This window comes from Myroides injenensis M09-0166 (assembly GCF_000246945.1).
In the GTDB taxonomy this organism is placed as follows: domain Bacteria; phylum Bacteroidota; class Bacteroidia; order Flavobacteriales; family Flavobacteriaceae; genus Flavobacterium; species Flavobacterium injenense.
Genome location: NZ_BAEX01000068.1, coordinates 1 through 19,273 on the forward strand (window position 1 = coordinate 1; position 19,273 = coordinate 19,273).

The 19,273-nt window shown below is 31.0% G+C and carries 17 protein-coding genes; 11 read left to right on the forward strand and 6 right to left on the reverse strand.

The features are described from left to right. Positions 1-493 (forward strand): hypothetical protein (locus RH98_RS15775; RefSeq protein ID WP_010254673.1); only part of this gene is annotated, 493 nt, incomplete at its 5' end. A gap of 256 nt (positions 494-749) precedes the next feature. Continuing rightward, a complete protein-coding gene (locus RH98_RS11090) occupies positions 750-1,292 on the forward strand; it encodes a YqiA/YcfP family alpha/beta fold hydrolase (RefSeq protein ID WP_026038866.1) in 543 nt (180 codons plus the stop codon). A 6-nt stretch (positions 1,293-1,298) separates the two neighbouring features. On the opposite strand, the gene RH98_RS11095 is transcribed toward RH98_RS11090, so the two are convergent. Further along, positions 1,299-1,820: a GNAT family N-acetyltransferase gene (locus RH98_RS11095; protein WP_010254679.1), complete on the reverse strand. Its 522-nt coding sequence runs from the start codon at positions 1,818-1,820 to the stop codon at positions 1,299-1,301. A gap of 187 nt (positions 1,821-2,007) precedes the next feature. Between RH98_RS11095 and aroC the strand changes: the two genes are divergently transcribed. Next, positions 2,008-3,078, forward strand: a complete 1,071-nt coding sequence (aroC, locus tag RH98_RS11100; RefSeq protein WP_010254681.1) for a chorismate synthase — start codon at positions 2,008-2,010, stop codon at positions 3,076-3,078. Here the strand turns inward: aroC and RH98_RS11105 are convergent. From RH98_RS11105 to hutI, 4 genes are read right to left on the reverse strand one after another with little or no spacing between them, the layout of a single operon-like run. Then, positions 3,062-4,411, reverse strand: a complete 1,350-nt coding sequence (locus tag RH98_RS11105) for a sensor histidine kinase (RefSeq protein ID WP_010254683.1) — start codon at positions 4,409-4,411, stop codon at positions 3,062-3,064. The two genes, aroC and RH98_RS11105, sit on opposite strands and share 17 nt — an antisense overlap. A gap of 3 nt (positions 4,412-4,414) precedes the next feature. Then, positions 4,415-5,089 (reverse strand): response regulator transcription factor, encoded by a 675-nt coding sequence (locus RH98_RS11110; protein ID WP_010254687.1) that lies wholly within the window; start codon positions 5,087-5,089, stop codon positions 4,415-4,417. Beyond that, complete coding sequence (locus RH98_RS11115) at positions 5,089-6,135, reverse strand: formimidoylglutamase (RefSeq protein ID WP_010254689.1); 1,047 nt, start codon at positions 6,133-6,135, stop codon at positions 5,089-5,091. The genes RH98_RS11110 and RH98_RS11115 overlap by 1 nt, the downstream gene beginning before the upstream one ends. Before the next feature lie 35 nt (positions 6,136-6,170). Further along, entirely contained in the window at positions 6,171-7,418 is a 1,248-nt protein-coding gene (hutI, locus tag RH98_RS11120) for an imidazolonepropionase (RefSeq protein WP_010254691.1), read from the reverse strand. Positions 7,419-7,493: 75 nt separating this feature from the next. Here hutI and corA point away from each other — a divergent pair, with 75 nt between their 5' ends. Both corA and RH98_RS11130 read left to right on the forward strand, forming a co-directional pair. Then, positions 7,494-8,579, forward strand: a complete 1,086-nt coding sequence (gene corA / locus RH98_RS11125) for a magnesium/cobalt transporter CorA (RefSeq protein WP_010254693.1) — start codon at positions 7,494-7,496, stop codon at positions 8,577-8,579. Between the two features lie 472 nt (positions 8,580-9,051). Continuing rightward, the gene (locus RH98_RS11130) at positions 9,052-10,722 is read left to right on the forward strand and encodes a tetratricopeptide repeat protein (RefSeq protein WP_010254696.1); all 1,671 of its coding nucleotides are present in this window, start codon (positions 9,052-9,054) and stop codon (positions 10,720-10,722) included. 32 nt (positions 10,723-10,754) lie between these two features. Here RH98_RS11130 and RH98_RS11135 read toward each other — a convergent pair whose 3' ends face one another. Next, positions 10,755-11,006, reverse strand: coding sequence for a VF530 family protein (locus tag RH98_RS11135; protein ID WP_010254698.1), 252 nt, complete (start codon positions 11,004-11,006; stop codon positions 10,755-10,757). A 566-nt stretch (positions 11,007-11,572) separates the two neighbouring features. Here RH98_RS11135 and RH98_RS15295 point away from each other — a divergent pair. From RH98_RS15295 to RH98_RS11165, 6 genes are all read left to right on the forward strand, one after another. Continuing rightward, on the forward strand, positions 11,573-12,460 hold the full coding sequence (locus RH98_RS15295; RefSeq protein ID WP_010254699.1) for a hypothetical protein: 888 nt from the start codon (positions 11,573-11,575) through the stop codon (positions 12,458-12,460). Between the two features lie 568 nt (positions 12,461-13,028). Beyond that, positions 13,029-15,488, forward strand: a complete 2,460-nt coding sequence (gene thrA / locus RH98_RS11145; protein WP_010254701.1) for a bifunctional aspartate kinase/homoserine dehydrogenase I — start codon at positions 13,029-13,031, stop codon at positions 15,486-15,488. 6 nt (positions 15,489-15,494) lie between these two features. Next, entirely contained in the window at positions 15,495-16,418 is a 924-nt protein-coding gene (locus RH98_RS11150; RefSeq protein WP_010254702.1) for a homoserine kinase, read from the forward strand. Then, positions 16,415-17,716, forward strand: a complete 1,302-nt coding sequence (gene thrC, locus RH98_RS11155) for a threonine synthase (RefSeq protein ID WP_010254703.1) — start codon at positions 16,415-16,417, stop codon at positions 17,714-17,716. Before RH98_RS11150 ends, thrC begins: the two co-directional genes overlap by 4 nt. Positions 17,717-17,858: 142 nt before the next feature. Then, on the forward strand, positions 17,859-18,590 hold the full coding sequence (locus tag RH98_RS11160; protein WP_010254704.1) for an MBL fold metallo-hydrolase: 732 nt from the start codon (positions 17,859-17,861) through the stop codon (positions 18,588-18,590). Positions 18,591-18,650: 60 nt separating this feature from the next. Continuing rightward, complete coding sequence (locus tag RH98_RS11165; protein ID WP_026038867.1) at positions 18,651-19,244, forward strand: hypothetical protein; 594 nt, start codon at positions 18,651-18,653, stop codon at positions 19,242-19,244. Positions 19,245-19,273 lie beyond the last annotated feature (29 nt).

A 19,273-nucleotide genomic window follows, 5' to 3' on the forward strand; every position in this document is an offset into this window, starting at 1 on the left:
AGTTAAAGCTGAGGAGTTAAAAACAAAAGCTGATGATTGCTGTCATTCTGCAAAACATGATGTTGATGAATTAAAAGCAAAAGCGGAACATTGCTGCGAAGATGCAAAACATGATGTTAAAGCTAAAGCAGATGAGTTAAAAACAAAAGCTGAACATTGCTGCGAAGATGCAAAGCATGATGTTAAAGCTAAAGCAGATGAGCTAAAAACAAAAGCTGAAGATTGTTGTAATGATTTGCGAGGTAAAGCAGACGAGTTAAAAGATAAAGTAGTAGATGGTTTTGATACTGCGAAACATGATGTAAAAGTAAAAGCAGGCGAGCTTAAAGATAAAGTAGTAGATGGCTTTGATACTGCGAAACATGATGTAAAAGTAAAAGCAGATGAGTTTAAAGACAAAGCTGCGGAAGCATATGATACTGCGAAACGTGATGCAAGAGAATTAGGAAAGGAAGCTAAAGACGATTTAAAAGATATTAAAAAGAAATTATAATAAATTGTAATAATTTGATAGCTAGTTGTAAAAGAGAGAACACAATCAGTGTTCTCTCTTTTTTTAGTCTTTTGTGCTATGGCTATTGCAACATACAATAGATAGAGTTTATAAAATTATAGAATGTAGTAATATTATGGTCTATAACGTTTGACTTAAGAGGAATTTACATAATAGTGACATATATCATTTTATATAGTCAGTAATAATTTGTAATTTAACTTCTTATTTATAATAGACTTTAAAATTCACACCTATGATAATGATATTTTTTCACGGTTATGGTTCAGATCGCAATTCTCGCAAGTTTCAAGACTGTAAAAAGCTGTTTAAGAGCTCTTCAAGTTTTTGTGTAGAATGGACACCAGAATCTAATTTTAATGCAATAATGAATATTGTTGAGGCAGAAATAGCTGAGCAAGAGCAAGTAATTCTAATAGGTGATTCAACAGGAGCTAATCTAGCGTACCAATTAAGAGAAAGAAGAAAAAGTAAAGGGTTAGATTCGATCTTAATTATGCTTAGTCCACTTTTGGATATAGACCAGCGATTAAACAAGAGCTTAGAGTTTAGTCAGAATTTAAAAGATAGTCTTATAAAGATAGATGATCCACAAGATGCTTTCTTACTTATAGGTAAGCAAGACGAGGTTCTTGATTATAGTGGGTTAATGTCTCAAAAAACATATAATAGTGAAATACTATTTGTTGAAGATTCACATCGACTACCTAAGTTTAGGGATTATTTAGGGTATGTTAATTATTATGTACAACATAGAGTACAATTTGATTATTTTTAAAAATATCTAAATAACTTTTAGTTTCATAATTATATCCGTTTGTTGGTCACTTCCTAAGGTGAAAATATGTTTGTCAAAGGGTATAAACCCTTGTTTCTCATAAAAGGCAATTGCTCTATAATTTTGTTCCCAAACTCCTAACCATATATAAGTTTTGTTTTGCAATTTTGCAATCTCCAAGGCTTTGTTATATAATAATTGACCAACTTTATTACCATGAAACTCTTTTAATACATAAATGCGTTCTATTTCTAATGTACTTGGGTCTTGTAATTCTGTTTGTGCATCATCTACATTGATTTTTAAATACCCAATTACTTGATTTTCATATAAAGCAAAATAAAAAACAGAGTGTATATTACTTAATTCATTGATGAGTTTTTCATTAGTGAAACTTTCTTTTAAATACTCTTGCATATCTTCTTGCGTATTTGTAGAAGAAAATGTCTCTAAAAAAGTTTGTTGACTAATTTGTTTTAATTGCTCAATATCATTTATAGTAGCTTTTCGTAAAAGTATTGTATTCATTATTAATTTGAATTGATAGTTTTATAAAAGTAAATACTTTGGTTTAAAAATAATTAAGATATACAAAAAATAGTGAGTATATAAATTAAGTGATGCTTTTGGTATTCTAATTGAATATAGGAAAAACTGGTAATAATTTCTGCATATCTTTTAAAAATGTAGTAAACTTGTATCAAATACAAATTTTATGGCAGGTAATACTTTTGGTAATCGTTTTAGAGTTACAACATTTGGAGAGTCTCATGGCGCTGCTATTGGGGGTGTTATAGATGGTTGCCCAGCTGGTGTATCATTAAATCTAGAGCAAATACAACAAGAATTAGATAGACGAAAACCAGGTCAATCAAAAATAGTAACTCAACGTAAAGAGGCGGATGAGGTACGTTTTTTATCTGGAATTTTTGAAGGTAAAACAACGGGTACTCCAATAGGTTTTATTATTGAGAATACTAACTCTAAATCGCAAGATTACGAACATATAAAAGATACCTATCGTCCTAGCCATGCAGATTACGTATATGATGAAAAATATGGGCATCGTGATTATAGAGGAGGAGGGCGTAGTTCTGCTCGTGAGACAGCCTGTAGGGTAGTAGCGGGAGCAATTGCTAAACAAGTTCTGTCAAATGTAAAGATTACAGCTTACGTGGCGTCAGTTGGTGATATTTCAGTTAAGAAACGCTATAGCGAACTAGATTTCAATACGATAGAGCAAAATCCTGTGCGATGTGCAGATCCTATAATTGCTGTGCAAATGGAGGACTTAATTAAGAGTGTGAAGAAAGATGGTGATTCTATTGGTGGTACTATTATTTGTGTGGTAGAGAATGTTCCTATAGGATTAGGAGAACCAGTATTTGATAGATTAGATGCTGATTTAGCAAAAGCAATGCTAGGCATTAATGCAGTAAAAGGTGTAGAATTTGGTAGCGGTTTTGAAGGAACTAAATTAAGAGGGAGTCAACATAACGATGTAATTTTACCGGACGGTACTACTAAAACGAATAATGCTGGAGGTATAGTAGGGGGAATTAGCAATGGTATGGATATTTATTTTAAAGTAGCTTTTAAACCAACTGCTACTTTAATGAAAGATCAGCAATCTATAAATAGCTTGCATGAAGTTGTAACAGTGCAGGGAAAGGGAAGACACGATGCTTGTGTATTACCTAGAGCAGTGCCTATAGTAGAGGCTATGACAGCAATTACTTTACTAGATTTTTATATTGAACAATATGGGCTTAAAAAGTTAAGCTAATTTTTGTTCCTATTAATAATTCAGAATCTATTTGAAAAATAATATGGTGTTGGTCAAATATTATCATTGCAAGTGATAGACCAATACCACTTCCTTTTATATTTCCGACATTTTTACCTCGATAGAAGGTTTCTTTAATATGAGGAAGTTCTTCAGGGTGAATACCTTTTCCATGATCTAGAATCTCTATAGTTAATTTATTATGGAGAACTTTAAAAGTAATATCTATAGGATTGTTATTAGAATATTTGATTGCATTCTCTATAATATTATAAAATGCAACATTGAGTAATGTTTTATTCCCTTTAATTTTAAGAATATTGAAATCCTCTATTTCAATATTAATATTTAACTGTGTTTTGTATTCTTGAATTTTGTCTTGTAGATTGTCATATATATCCCATACTAGTTCGTCAATACGGACATCGTCAATATTGTAATCTTTAGTATTCAATCCAGAAAGCAGTAAAAGATTGCTCAATATGCTTTCTATTTTATAGACATTCTCAAGCGCCTCTATAGTTACCTTTTGATATTCAGCAGGTGTTCTCTCTTTTTGAGCAAAGACTTCAAGATTTCCACTTATTGCAGTTAATGGTGTTTTAAACTCGTGAGAAACATAATTTATAAAGTTTTTCTGAATTAAAAAGCTTTCAGATAATCGAGATAGTAAATTATTATAAGTGCTTACTAATTCAGCTAGTTCATCTTGGGTTTGCGGAACGACAATTCCTTGCTCTAAGTTGCTATAGTTAACCTTGTTTACTTGTTGTACAATGCGTTTAATCGGTTTATAAGCAACGTTAGAAATGTTTTTGCTTAAAAAGTAAATTGTGATAAGACCAAGTAAAAAAACACCTAGTAGAATAAATAATAAACTGCGTATTTGGGCTATGAATTCGTTGTTTGAAACTTTTACAAATACAACAAAGTCCCCTTGATTATCGGGATAGAAAATTCCATAGTAAAAATAATTATCACTCTTAAAATGGTAGTTGTGTAATTCTCTTACCTGATTAAGAATTGTTGGTGTGATATTTATATCATTGATTAACTGACCAAACTCTACTTTATTTTGTTCATTATATACTGCAACATTTGTACTTTGAATGGTTGCTCTGAACTGATCTTTTATAAGTGAATGCTCGCTCTGAGGCAATTCGTCTTGCTCTAGATAGTAGATTGCACTAAGAAGTGTAGTACTCTTTAAATCGCTAAATAGAATATTCTGTGACCTTTTAAAGAAGGCCAAGAAAATTACCATAGAAGCCACAAGAAATACAATTCCAAAAGTAGCAGTACTATAAAGTGTAAGACGTTTGCGTAAGTTCATAATTTATTCTTGAAGCATATATCCAGTTCCTTTAATGGTATGAATAATTTTACCATCTGACTCGTTTAATTTATTGCGCAAATAAGAAATATATACATCTACAACATTGGTATTGGTATCATATTGTATTCCCCAGACACGTTCAAGAATTTGAGTTCTTGATATAACTTTATCTTTGTTCTCTAGTAGGTACAATAGTAGTTTATATTCTCTAGGAGATAGATCAATTTGTTTTTCCCCTTGTAGTACTAAATGCTTTTTAGGATAAAGTTTTATATTTCTGCAAGTAAATATTTCTTCTTCTTGTTCATATTTAAACTTAGCTCTTCGCGTAAGTGCATTGATACGAGACAATAGTTCATTAAAATGGAAGGGTTTGGTAAGATAATCGTCTGCTCCGTTATCCAAAGCAGCTATTTTATCAGTAGTATCGCTTAGAGCACTTAATATTAATATAGGAGTGTAATTCTTTTTAAATCGAATCATCTTAGTTAATTGAATACCATCTATACCAGGTAGCATTACATCCATTAAAATTAAGTCCCAATCACTAGTAGTGATAAAATCACGTGCTTGTTCACCAGAACTTGCAAGTTGTACTTGCATTCCGTTTTCTTCTAATCCTTTAACTATGAATTCGCTAATTCGAATATCGTCTTCAACTAATAATATGTTCACTATAAAACTCTCTCGTTATTTGATTTGATAAAATCAGTTACTAAATATGCAATTAATTTACCAACTAAATGATTATTGGTAGGAAAATCTAAAGAAGGGGCACCTTCACAAATATGCAAATAAGTAGCGTATTTTGATTTTCCAAAGAATTGGATAAACTGACGAAGTCTTTCTGCTGAAAAACCAGAAGGTGTGATAGCGCTACTAGCAATCATAGGTACTGCATCTAAGTCAATTTCTATACCATAAGGTGTATAATCTATATGTTTTTGCGCAGTGACTAACTCAGTGTCAAAAGACTTCTCTTTTCTTATTCTTATTTGTTCGTAAGTATTGTATTTTACTCTATCAGCATGAAGCTTAATATCACTAAAAATAGTCTTAGAAGTATAGTTTTCATGTAGACCGAAGATAAAATAGTTCTTTAAAAACCCCTCTTCAAAGGCATATGAGAATCCATTACCACTATGACGTCCTTCTAAGGGTCTAAAGTCTGTGTGAGCATCAAAATTAATACAGTTAATAGCCTTGCCTTTGGCTAAAGCAGCACCCTTTATATTGCCATAGGCATTATTATGCCCTCCACCTATGATAATAGGAATTTTACCTGCACTTACAATTTTAGAAATAGTATGAGATACTTCTTTATCGATTGCCTTTACTAATTCAAATAAGCGCTTGCGATCTTCTTTTATGGAAGTATCTAGCTTGGCAGCCTCAAGCATTTCAGGCTCGAAATCAAGATGTCCTAATACTGTAATCCAGCTACCTTTGCAAAATCGATTGTGTTGAATATTTAAAAAGCTACTTAAGAAACTTTTATAAGCTGTCGCTGCTCCGGGTCTTCCTAAATTTGCTTTTACACCGATGTCTTCTGGTATTCCTAAGATTACGTATTTTGTGTCATTAGCTTTTAGCTCTTGATCCCAATTATTATGTGATTCGATCAGATGAATACGCTCACCAAATTTTATTTCACCATTGCGAAAACTAGTTAACGCAAGAAGGTCTGTTCTGCTTAATAATTTTAATTTTGTATATGGCATAAAAGCTATTTTGTATTATATTATTAGTAGCGTTGTTACTGTTTATTTTGTGGTTGACCATTTAAAATAACTTGGTCAATATTATTTGTACCAAAAGCATAAGGTAGTTCATAGAATGAATGCAGAGGTTTTGTAATGATAATACTAGCTTTTTTTCCTTTAGTAATACTTCCGTATTGTTTTTCTACTCCCATAGCGTAAGCACCGTTAATTGTAGCAGCATTAATTGCTTCCTCTGGAGTCATTTTCATTTTAATACATGCGGTTGATACAACAAAATTCATATTACCTGATGGAGTAGTACCAGGATTTGAATCAGAAGCCAGTGCAAGAGGTAGTCCTGCATCTATCATTTTTCGAGCAGGGGTGTAAGGAATAGAAATAAAGAACGAACAGGTAGGTAATGCTACTGGCATTGTTTTACTTCCTTTTAAAATAGAAATATCCTGATCAGTTACCACCTCTAAATGATCGACAGATAAAGCTCCATTTCTGACGCAAGTTTCAATTCCACCAATTGCTGTAAATTGGTTAACATGAACTTTTGCTGTTAATCCATATTTTTGTCCAGCTTGTATAATTCGCTCTGTCTCTTCAGGTGAGAAATACCCTGTTTCTAAAAAAGCATCTACGTATTCTGCTAAGTTTTCTTTTGCTACTGCTGGTATCATTTCCTGTATTAGTAGATTGATATACCCTTCGTGGTTATCTTTGTAGTCAGCAGGAAAGGCATGCGCGCCTAAGAAAGTTGCTTTAATGGCTACAGGATAGTTTTCTTTTAGTTTTTTTATAACACGTAGCATTTTTAATTCTGCTTCCAAGGTTAAGCCGTAACCAGACTTTATTTCAATAGCACCTGTTCCTAAATGAATTACCTCTTCCAAGCGCTTACGCGCTTGTTCATATAATTCTTCTTCTGTTGCTTCTTGTAGCTTTTTAGCAGAGTTTAAAATTCCCCCACCACGATTAAAGATTTCTTCATAAGAAAGACCATTTATTCGATCTACAAATTCTAGTTCTCTATTGCCAGCATAAACAAGATGAGTGTGACTATCAACCCATGTCGGTAATATGGTTTTTCCTGAGGCATCTATTACCTGATCTACACTTGTATCACTTGGACAATTATTCATTGTTCCATAATCTGCTATTAAATCATCTTCTATTAACAAGAAAGCATTTTCTAACATTGGTAATGTTTTCATTGCTTCTCCTTCTAATTTTTCAATATGTTGGTCTCTAACTTGTAGAATTTCTTTACAATTTTTTATCAGTATTTTCATTATAAGCTGTAATGTTTGGTTTTAAAAATTTCTTCGCATTTCAAAAACTTATATCTTTAAACAAATTTACAAAATGTGAAACGAGTTAAATATAAGAAAATTAGAAAACTTCAGCCCAATTCCTTAGAATATTCTGGCGCTTTTCCAGATGTACCTATTTCTATGCAGTTGTTTATTTATGATGAGAATAACTTTGAAGAGCATAATGATTTAAGTCTTAATGAGATAGAAGAGATTCTAAAGAATACTAACCCAAATGCTGTTAAATGGTTTAACTTACACGGGTTGCACGATATTGAACTATTAAAAGAGATTGGTAACTTTTTTAATATTCAATCTTATATTATGGCAGAGATACTCAATTTCTCTAGAAGAACTAGAGTAGAGGAGCTAGACAATATTATGTTTTTCAGTGTGAAAGCTATCCTACCTTTTAGCGAAGAGGAAACAGATATAAGTGTAGAGCAAGTAAGTTTTATATTGCAAGATAATATTCTTCTTTCTTTTCAGGAGAAAAAGGGGGATTTCTTTAATCTCATTCGTGAGCGTATTCGCACTAAGACAGGGCAGGTAAGAAAGCGTGATGCTAGTTATCTGTTATACGGACTGCTTGATTCTCTGATGGATAGTTTTTTAACAACTTTAGATTTAGTAGAAGACAATGTAGAGCAGGTTTTAATAGATGCAAAAAATAAGTACCAAAAAGAGATATTGGTTCGAATAGAGGAATATACTCAAGAATTGCATGATATTAAAAGGGCAATTATACCTCTGCGTGAAGTACTAAATAACTTGCTTACCCAGCATGCTAAAAAAGAAGCAGAAAGTAGTATCAGCCGATCAAGTATGCTTTTCTTTGAACGATTACAATTTAAGTTATATGAAATGCTAGATCAAATTGAATACAATTTGAATAAGTTAGACAGTGCTACTAACTATTTTTTCTCTGCGCAAAGCAATAGAATGAACGAGATTATGAAAGTACTGACAATTGTGTCTGTTATTTTTATACCATTAACATTTATTGTTGGGGTTTATGGAATGAATTTTGAGTATATGCCAGAGTTAAAAATGCATTATGGATATTTTTGGACTCTAGGGGGAATGTTTACTCTTGTTATTCTTATGATTATATATTTTAGATGGAGGAGATGGTTTTAGAAGTAAAACTTTTAAAAGTGTTGAAAATGTAAAATTTTTATATTAAAAGTACTATGTTTTGTAATTTATAAATAGTTACTTTAGTGTCTTTATTAAAAACAAATTTTTCTTTTAAAAAAAATTGCTTTTTGTTTACCAAAACAATAAAAGGAAGGCTATATCAGTACTGTAGATATAGCCTTTTTTATTATGAAATATTTACAAGTGGAATTTTGAAATTTATACCTATTTGTTGCGTATTGTCAGTATCGATAATTTACTTTACTCTTAGTGTTTATAGTAATCAAATATTTATTATTTTATTAACGATTTCTAACATCTGTAAATCACTATGTTTATTTGTTATGGAATAGTGTTCCAGAAAAGATTGAATTTTTCGAATGTTTCTACAAATATTCCTGAACAAATGTTATTTTTAATTTATTATTTCGTTTGGTTAAATACTTTACTTTTGTACAAAATGCGATATACTATGTTTCGACTATTGACTTTTTTTGGTTTATTTATATTTTTTTCTTGCACAAAACATAGACAAGATGATCATATATTAATCAATGAAGTACTTTCTAAATATCGAAATAGTGAAACTATAGATTTTACAAGAATTAATAATATAAATGAACGGCAGTCAATTGAAAACGTAATTAATGCATTAAATTATTTAAAACAAAATGATAGTCTTAATAAAGTTAGTACCGATTTATTGCTAGAGAGTATCTCTTGTATTGAAAAGAGTAATTCTATAGGTTTAAGAGTTTGGGTGTATAGTGAGGTTGGATTTTACTATTATAGGTATAACCATTATTTAGAAGCTGCTCCTTATTTTATAAAAATTGCAAAAGTACTTGATCACAATCCTAATTTAGTAACTGTTCAAAAAAGTAATGTGTTATTAAAAACAGCTTATTTTTATGAAACAATGCAGAAATACAGTAAGTCTATTGAACTATATGAAAATATGCTATCGATACTAGACGATAATGATGAGAATAAAGGAGCGGTATTGTGGGCTTTGGGTAAATGTTATTATGAATTAGATAAGATAGCTGCCTCTAAAGCGTATTTTACAATAGCACAACAATATTCTTTAAATAAAGGTGATACTTTGCGATATGCTAAAAGTATGGGAGCATTAGGGTTGATTTTTAAAAAAGAAGGAGATAATGAGTTAGCTGAACAATACCTAAAGGAAGATGTAGCACTTTCTAAGCACTTAAGGGAAGATATTAATCAAATGTATGCTCAAATTCAATTAGGGAAGTTATATTTTGACAATGGGCAATATAAATTAGCACAAGATACCTGGGAAGAAGCAAATCAAATATCAAAGACAAAAAACTATTTATTGGGTTTTAAATTAGAGATATCTAATTATTTGCTGAGCCTTGCTCAGATTGCTAAAGATGAAAAATCAGAGTTATTCTATAGGAGAGTGATTGAATCTATTGAGCGTTTAATTGAGAATAAAGAGAGTGAGAAAATTATTAATGAGATTAATTGGAATAGTAATCTTGAGCGAGTTAACTGGGAATTAGAGGCTGAGAAAAGCAAGTTAGATAAAACACGTTATCAGCGATTACTGTTTTTAAGTACTTCAGTTTTATTGTTATTATTACTTTTTGTTGTTTACTTTTTTTCTAAGCGTATTATTAAACTCCAGGCTTTTAAATATGAGAAGAAACTTCTTGAGTTTCAATATGCAAAACTTACTTCAGAAAGTAATTTGAAGCAAACAAATGCTACTCTAGCCTCTTATAAAATATACCTTTCAGAAAAGAACGAGCAAATTAATACCTTAGAAAAAGAACTTAATAAGGTTAAGAATTCAAGTAATGAATTTTTAAAAGATAAGCAGCCTGATTTAGAGCAATTATTAAATTCTCATTTGATGACTGACGAAAACTGGAATATGTTTAAAGAAACGTTTAAAAAAGAGCAGGGAGAATACTTAGATTATGTTGTTTCACATTTACCTGATTTAACAGAGTCTAATTTACGCATTATTTTACTACAAAAAGTGGGTTTAAGTAATTTAGAAACCGCTAATATTTTGGGGGTAACTATTGATGCAGTGAAAAAAGCAAAACAGCGCCTTAAAAAGAAATACAAGCACGATTATGAAGTTATTTTAAACCAAGAATAAACACAAAGCTTCAGTTTGATAATGATATAATCTTATACTTCCTTTTGTAATTTTTCTTGCTTAGCCTTTTGACGAAGGACATAGATATACAAGCTTTCTACTTTCTCTCTAGCCCATGGCGTTTTTCTTAAAAACTTAAGAGATGAGTTAATGCTCGGATCATGTGTAAAACAGCGAATGTTAATTTGATTTCCTAGTGCATCAAAACCATTGTAATATTCGACTAATTCATTTAGTATATCTACTAATTTTTTTCCGTGTAAAGGGTCTTTAGATACTTGCATAGTTATTTAACTTTATACAAATATAACTTAAAATAATGAGTCAATATTTATTGAACGGGTGCTAATTAAATTTTGATAAGTAATTACTACTAATAGTTGATATGCTATATTTTATACAACTGAGTTCTTTTTAAATAGTAAGTTTTTATAAGGAATTGCTAGTCTATATTTGTATGTATTATTTAATAATAGTATATGAAGTATACATAATTAAAATGACAAACTGTATAAAATTTCTACATCTATTTTTTAATAAAAACTAGTTTATTCATTAGTTAAAAGCTGAGAGTAAGTGTTAACTAGAATAATTATTTGATTTAATATTTTTGAATAAGGTTGTTTGTTCTTTTTAAAATACTGTATTTTATATTTTATTAGGGTATAGAATGAAAAAGTGTGTATTATTTACTCAAAATTAATATCTTGTATTAGAATTGAGAGCAGTTAATCTAGTAAATAAATATAATTAGCAAACTTCGTTCTTCTTTTTCGTTGACAAAGCAAATATTTAAGTAATAATGGTTACAAATTTGCTTTTATGGCCTTGTAACGAGAATTATTAAAATATGGAAGTATTAGACGTTGCTCTGGAAAAAAAATGTAAGCATATGATTGATAAGCTACTTAATTTGCAAGAGCGAATATATAATTATTACAATAGGGAATTTCCTTATAATTTAAAGTATTCACCCCGTATTAGTTTTTCTAAAATAGGTGGTTTATTTGAATTAAACTATTATGGAGATGGTTATGATGAGGATTATAATACTCCATCTTATAAATTAGAGCAAGAGGATGGATATAGTTTTGGATTTAGTGCAACTATAGATTTTATAATTGAACATGCTAATGCGTTTATTGCTTTAAACTTTAATAGTCCAGATGCAGGAGCTAATGGATTTAGGATTTGGAATTTTAGTCGATTGGTTGGAAATAATATAATTTTTAAAAATTTAGAAAGTTTTAAAATTGGTCTGACTGATATGGGAGATCATAATTTAACATTAATCAGTGATGATTCTGGGCAGGAAAATGGCATAATTGCTAAATTAGTTAGTAAAATGCCTAAACTTAAAGTATTACAAGTGCCATGTGCTCCAAATGAGACATTTTTTGAGATAGATAATTTAAAAATTGAAGAATTAATTGTTCGAAGTGGACTCGATCATCAAGATTTTATTCAGAATCTAGCTAGAAGTAAGAATTTACCCAAGTTAACTTCATTAGATTTTAGTGATGTTTACGATTACTATAGCGATAGACCTTTTAACGAATTTACTTCATTATTTGATTATCAAATTTTGTTTAGATCACCAGTTATAAAGGATAAACTGGGATTTCATTTTAAATTAAGAGATGCTCGTCTAACCTCAGAAGAGTGTCGAACTTTGCAAAATATGAATAAAATACAATTATTACATATTATCGAGATTCCTGGGCAATATAAGATATAGTAGACAAGTATTGTGTTGTATATTAAAAACACTGGTTATTGAATAGCTTCAATAATCGGTGTTTTTTATTTATATTTTTTTCCTGTTTTGTTTGAGTATGTTCACTTTTAGTTTTTTGTAAAAAAAATTTTAGTAGCTAATATTTTGTATTTAAGGTAAATAACTCATATCGTGTAATAATCAATCAATGTGTTTTATTTTAGTATATCTGATTAATCTGCATTCTTGACATTTAATGAATTTAAGAAAGATGTATGATATAAATAATAAAAGTTTTTAGAGGAAAAGGGTATAAAGTATATAAAAAGTGAAAAAAATGTTAACAGATATTAAAAAACTTTCTATATTTGTTTTTGATGATACTACAAAGCAGTACATATTATTTCTTTTCTAACCCTACAATCTTTGTTGGGGCTACTGCTATTGTAATAACATCTTCATCCTCTTCCACTACTTCTACCCCGTAAGGGGGAGCATTTATACATATCGCCATTTTGGTGGTTGTTTATATATATAGTATAAACGACCCGCCTATATTTTTTTTTTTTAATCATTAAATAGCGTATTTATGAGAGTAGTTAAATTTGGAGGCACATCTGTCGCCAATGCAGATAATTTAGTTCGATGTATTGACATCATTAAAAATATTAGTAAACAAGAACCTGTTATTGTGGTTGTTTCTGCTTTAGGAGGTGTAACTGATTTATTACAGGAGGCAGCAAATAAGGCTGCAGTTAAGCAAGAGGATTACAAAAATATATATGAAGAGATAGTCAAAAGACATCTTGATTTAGTTAGAGCTTTAATACCAGTAAGTAAACAAGCAGGAGTGCTTAGTAGTGTGCTTAGAAAGCTTAATTCATTAGAGTTGTTATTGCAAGGATGTTTTTATTTAGGTGAGTTGTCACCTCAAACAAAAGACACTATATTCTCTTACGGTGAGCGCTTATCTTCATTAATATTATCTAAAATATTAATTGAACAAGGAGAAAATTGTCAATTAGCAAAAAGTAGAGCCTTAATCAAAACAAATAATTGCTTTGGTAAAGCTGTAGTTAATTTTCCACTGACTAATTTGTTGATTCAAAATTACTTTAAAAATTATTTATGTGATATTACAATTGCAGCTGGTTTTGTAGGAGAATCTGAAGATATGTTAATTACTACATTAGGTAGAGGAGGTTCTGATTATACAGCAAGTATCATTGCTGCTGCTCTTGATGTCAAAGAAGTAGAAATATGGACAGATGTAAGTGGAATATACACCGCTAATCCTAAGTTGGTAAAACAAGCAAGAGTAATTGATGAGATTAATTTTCAAGAAGCAATGGAACTTTCTCACTTTGGAGCCAAAGTATTGTACCCAGCTGCATTAGAGCCTATTTTACCTAAAAATATTACTATGCGTATTAAAAATACTTTCGCTCCTGAAGAGAGAGGAAGTATTATTAGTAATGGACTTGTAGATAAAACATTAAACCCCATTAAAGGGATTAGTAATATTGATAACATTGCTGTACTCATGCTTGAAGGACCTGGTATGATTGGTGTTGTTGGCGTATCTAGACGTTTATTTGAAGTACTTTCTAATGAAGGGATTAATGTTGTTTTCATTACACAAGCATCTTCAGAATATTCTATTTGCTTTGGTATTGTACAACAGGATGCTAAACGTGCAGAAAAAGTAATTAACGATGCTTTTCAATTTGAAATTGAGATGAAAAAAGTGAAACCAGTACAAGTTGAATTAGATCGCTCAATTGTTGCAATCGTTGGTGATAATATTAAAAGTCATCAAGGATTAAGTGGTAAAATGCTTAGTGTACTAGGACGAAATAATGTCAATATTATTGCTATTGCTCAAGGTGCGTCAGAGCGAAATATATCTGCTGTAATTTTACAAAAAGATGTAAAGAAAGCTTTAAATGTCTTGCACGAAGCTTTCTTTGAAGAAGCAGTTGTGCAATTAAACTTATTTGTAATGGGAATAGGAAATGTCGGCAATATGTTTTTGCAGCAAATAGAAACTCAAAAGAAATATTTAAAGAAGAACTTAAAGCTCAATATACGCGTGATAGGAATTGCTAATTCTAAGCGAATGGCATTTGACGAAGAAGGTATTGAACTTACTAATTATCAAGCATTTTTAGAGAATAAGGGAGAAGTTGTAAGTCAACAAGTTTTTTTTGAAAGAGTTAAGCAGTTAAACTTACGAAATAGTGTGTTTGTTGACAATACTGCAAGCCAAGAAGTAGCTATGGGCTATGCTAATTATTTAAAACACAGTATTGCTATTGTAACTTGTAATAAAGTAGCCTGTTCTAGTGATTATGCTTATTACAAACAATTGAAAGAATTATCTCGCAAGTACAATGCTCCTTTCTTATATGAGACAAATGTTGGGGCTGGCTTACCAATTATAGACACATTAAAAAACCTAGTTGCCTCAGGAGATTGTGTTAAAGAGATTCACGCAGTCTTAAGTGGAAGTTTGAATTTTATTTTCAATAATTACAATGCAGAAGAATCTTTTGCATCAGTTGTTAAACAGGCGCAGTTGGAAGGTTATACAGAGCCTAATCCATTAATTGATTTAAGTGGAATTGATGTGCTTCGCAAATTGCTTATTTTATTAAGAGAGAGTGGGAAAGTAATAGAAGAAGCAGATATAGTAAAAGATTCTTTTCTTCCAGAAGATTGTTTGAATGCAGGTAATGTAGAGGCTTTTTATTCAGCGCTAGAACATCAAGAGCCTTATTTTAAACAATTATATGAGCAAGCCAAACAACGTGATGCTAGATTAAAATTTGTAGCTACTTACGACAATGGTCTTGCAAAAGTTGGTTTGACTGAAATACCAAAAGATCATCCGTTCTATCATTTAGAAGGTAAAGATAACATCGTATTGTTTTATACTGACCGCTATGAAGATCAACCTCTTTTAATAAAAGGAGCAGGAGCAGGAGCATCGGTTACTGCATCAGGAATCTTTGCAGATGTAATTAGAATTGGCAATAAATTAAATTAAAGAGAAATGGAAGCAATTAAAATATTTTGTCCTGCTACTATAGCAAATGTATCATGTGGTTTTGATGTTTTAGGTCTGTGTCTAGATAGTGTAGGAGATGAGATGTACTTTGAAAAAAGAGCTGAAAAAGGAGTAGTTATTAAGGAAATTACTGGAGCAGATTTACCACTTGAAGTAGAGAAGAATGTAGCAGGAGTTGCTGCTTTGGCATTGTTAGAAAAATTACAACCTGATTTCGGTATTGAAATCACAATCCACAAAAAGATAAAGGCTGGTAGTGGAATAGGTAGTAGTGCTGCAAGTGCTGCAGGTGCAGTTTATGGTATCAATGCTATATGTGGATACCCACTGACAAATAAAGAATTAATCTATTATGCTATGCAGGGAGAGGCGCTTGCTAGTGGTGCTCCCCATGCAGATAATGTTGCACCTGCATTATTAGGTGGTTTTGCCTTTATCAGAAGTTACGAGCCTATGGATATTATAGAAATAAAAGCACCTAGTGAACTTTACGCAACGGTCATTCATCCACAAATAGAATTGAGAACTATGGATGCTCGTTCTGTATTAAAGAAAAGTGTTTCTCTGCAGACTGCAATTCGTCAATGTGGTAATTTAGGTGGACTAATGAGTGGAATATTTTTAAGTGATTATGATTTGATAGGTCGTTCATTACAAGATGAGTTTGTAGAACCGATGCGTTCATTATTAATTCCAAATTTTGATCGATTGAAACAGGTAGCATTAGAGAACGGTGCTTTAGGAAGTGGAATATCAGGAGCAGGACCTTCTATGTTTGCTTTGTGTAAAGGAAAAGAAAATGCACAACGAGTTGCACTTGCCATGCGAGAGGTTGTAGCTGATGCAGATTATGCAAATGAGATTCATGTATGTGCAATTAATCCTAACGGTGTAAAAGAATTGAGATGAGATATTATAGCTTAACAAATCCACAATTACAAGTATCATTTAAAGAGGCTGCTATACAAGGTATAGCACCTGATAAAGGATTATATTTTCCAATGAGCATACCTAAGTTAGATAAAGAATGGGTAGATAATATAGCTCATTTAAGTAAAGAAGAAATTGCTTATAAGGTAATACACTCTTTTATAGGAGAGGAAATAGATAATGATAGTTTACAAAAGATAGTAGAGGAAACCTTAGCTTTTGATTTTCCTGTAATTAAAGTCGAGGATAATGTTTATTCATTAGAACTTTATCACGGTCCCACTTTAGCTTTTAAAGATGTAGGCGCACGTTTTATGTCGCGTTGTCTAGGTTATTTTACAAAAGACAGAAAAGAGAAAATAACAGTATTAGTGGCCACTTCTGGAGATACAGGAGGTGCAGTTGCTAATGGATTTTATGGTGTAGAAGGAGTTGAAGTTGTTATTTTATATCCATCAGCTAAAGTGAGTACTATTCAAGAAAAACAATTGACAACCCTTGGTAAGAATATTAAAGCTATAGAAGTAGAGGGAAGTTTTGACGATTGTCAAGATATGGTAAAGCGTGCCTTTTTAGACAGTGGATTAAAATCATGTCATCTTACTTCTGCTAATTCTATTAATGTAGCGAGATGGTTACCACAGATGTTTTATTATTTTTTAATGTATAAGGAATTATCAAATCAGGGAAAACCTATTGTTGTCTCTGTGCCGAGTGGTAACTTTGGGAATATTTGTGCTGGAATGTTAGCTCAAAAGATGGGATTGCCAATACATCATTTTATTGCTTCAACTAATGTAAATGATACTGTACCAAGGTTTATGAACTCTAAGGAATATGAACCTAAAAAGACAATTGAGACCATATCTAATGCTATGGACGTTAGTAATCCAAGTAATTTTGTGCGTATTCTAGAACTTTATAATAGTGAAGGTGAAGTATTAGATAAGCATTTGACAGCTTATACTTTTAGTGATAAGGAGACTATTGCTACAATGAAAAAGGTATATAAGGAAACGGATTACTTACTTGACCCTCATGGTGCAGTTGGTTATTTAGGTGTGAAGAAATTCTTAGATGATAAAACTGATTATTTAGGTGTTTTTTTAGAAACTGCCCACCCTGTCAAGTTTCCAGAGAGTATAATTTCTAATTTAGGAATAGAAATACCTATACCTGATTCATTAAAACCATTATTGTTTAAAGAGAAGCAGTCAGTGAAAATTAATAGCTACGAGGAATTAAAACAGCATTTGTTAACTTCTTTTAGTAGTTGATATTATAAAGAGTTATCGAGGTCGTCTTGACTAGTTTAAAATAAAGAAGAGTTATAGGGATTTTCAGAAAATTAAAAAGTCAAGACGACTTCATTGTCTAAGTTTTATCTTTGTAATCAATACAAAATTGGAATAAACAACAATGGTAAAAGTAATTGCACTAAAAGAAGGGAATTTTTATGAAGATGAGGTTAAAAACTTCTTGCTAATAAAAGATCAGCAATTAACAACAGAAATTCAATTAGCAGTACAACCTTTTTTGGTGATAACTGATAAACATAATATCTTGTTAGATGTAGGATTAGGATATCATGAAGATGGAGAATACGTAATGGATACTCTATTGACAAAGGAAGGTTTGACTCCTTTGCAAATCGATTGTATTCTACTCTCACATTTACACAAAGATCATATAAATGGGTTGCTAAAGGAAACCAGCATGGGATATGAATGTCGATTTCCCAATGCGAAGATTTACATTCAGCGCAGAGAAGTATCTTTTTCTGAATTAGCAATGGATGATGTATCTTTTGATTATGATATATTAGAAGAGGTATTAAAACTGCCTAATATTGTTTGGATGGATAAAGATGAGGGGGTTATAGAAGATGTTATTCATTATAAGGTGGTAGGAGGACATACTCCTTATTTACAAGTTTTTTGGATAAACGACGGAGACAAGATTTACTTTTATGGAGCAGATGATTTGCCTAAACAAAGTTATTTAGACTATCCTATAGCTTACAAAAGTGATTATGACGGAAAACGTGCAATGCAATTAAGGCATGAGTGGAAGCAAAAAGCAATTGAAGAGAATTGGATTGTAATGTTTTATCACGATATGGATACTACAATGACTGCCTTAACTCCCTAATAATGGGGATTGAAAAGCATATGAATTAGATGTAATTTAGTGTGCTTTAAAAAGATAATGATGAGAAAGAAATTAGGAGTTTTATTTGTGGTTATTACAATGGTTGCTAGTTGTAAACAAAATGAAGTAATGCCTAAATTATCACCTGAAGAGTTAGCGATACGCGACACACTTCAAGTGAGCAGAAATATGGAAGACATTGCTGCTAATGAGTATTTAAACGAGGAATTACAGCCTATCCGTGCAAATTTTAAACGCATTAATAGTATTGTAGCTTTTGATAAAGTAATTGTAGATAATTATACTTCTATTAATGCAGTTGACGAAGGTGAAGTAATTTTTTATTACTCAAAGAATGAGTTGCAAAAAGTAACAAATCATCAATATGAGTCTACTCAGCAATATTTAACCGAATATTATTTGTTAAATGGGAAGCTTTCTTTTGCTTTTAATAAAACATTAGAATACAATGCGCCTTACAACAGTGATCAGTTTGATTTATCAAAAAGTGAATTAATAGAAGATAGATACTATTTTAAAGATGATGTTTTATTACATCAATTAAATAGTCAAGATTGTGGAGCCCCTTTTGAGAGTGAATATTTAAAGGCAGAAGGAGAAAATGTCTTAAGCATTTTTAAAGCACTACTATAAGTGAAATAAATAAAACAGTTAATAAAAAA

Excerpts from the sequence above, each read along its gene's own strand:
- RH98_RS11135 (WP_010254698.1), bottom strand. The coding sequence starts at position 11,006 with ATGCAAGTATCTAAAGACCCTTTACACGGAAAAAAATTAGTAGATATA.
- RH98_RS11160 (WP_010254704.1), top strand. The coding sequence starts at position 17,859 with ATGGTAAAAGTAATTGCACTAAAAGAAGGGAATTTTTATGAAGATGAG.
- RH98_RS11150 (WP_010254702.1), top strand. The coding sequence starts at position 15,495 with ATGGAAGCAATTAAAATATTTTGTCCTGCTACTATAGCAAATGTATCA.
- RH98_RS11165 (WP_026038867.1), top strand. The coding sequence starts at position 18,651 with ATGAGAAAGAAATTAGGAGTTTTATTTGTGGTTATTACAATGGTTGCT.
- RH98_RS11095 (WP_010254679.1), bottom strand. The coding sequence starts at position 1,820 with ATGAATACAATACTTTTACGAAAAGCTACTATAAATGATATTGAGCAA.
- RH98_RS11105 (WP_010254683.1), bottom strand. The coding sequence starts at position 4,411 with ATGAACTTACGCAAACGTCTTACACTTTATAGTACTGCTACTTTTGGA.
- thrA (WP_010254701.1), top strand. The coding sequence starts at position 13,029 with ATGAGAGTAGTTAAATTTGGAGGCACATCTGTCGCCAATGCAGATAAT.
- aroC (WP_010254681.1), top strand. The coding sequence starts at position 2,008 with ATGGCAGGTAATACTTTTGGTAATCGTTTTAGAGTTACAACATTTGGA.
- RH98_RS11115 (WP_010254689.1), bottom strand. The coding sequence starts at position 6,135 with ATGCCATATACAAAATTAAAATTATTAAGCAGAACAGACCTTCTTGCG.
- hutI (WP_010254691.1), bottom strand. The coding sequence starts at position 7,418 with ATGAAAATACTGATAAAAAATTGTAAAGAAATTCTACAAGTTAGAGAC.
- RH98_RS11130 (WP_010254696.1), top strand. The coding sequence starts at position 9,052 with ATGTTTCGACTATTGACTTTTTTTGGTTTATTTATATTTTTTTCTTGC.
- thrC (WP_010254703.1), top strand. The coding sequence starts at position 16,415 with ATGAGATATTATAGCTTAACAAATCCACAATTACAAGTATCATTTAAA.
- RH98_RS11090 (WP_026038866.1), top strand. The coding sequence starts at position 750 with ATGATAATGATATTTTTTCACGGTTATGGTTCAGATCGCAATTCTCGC.
- RH98_RS15295 (WP_010254699.1), top strand. The coding sequence starts at position 11,573 with ATGGAAGTATTAGACGTTGCTCTGGAAAAAAAATGTAAGCATATGATT.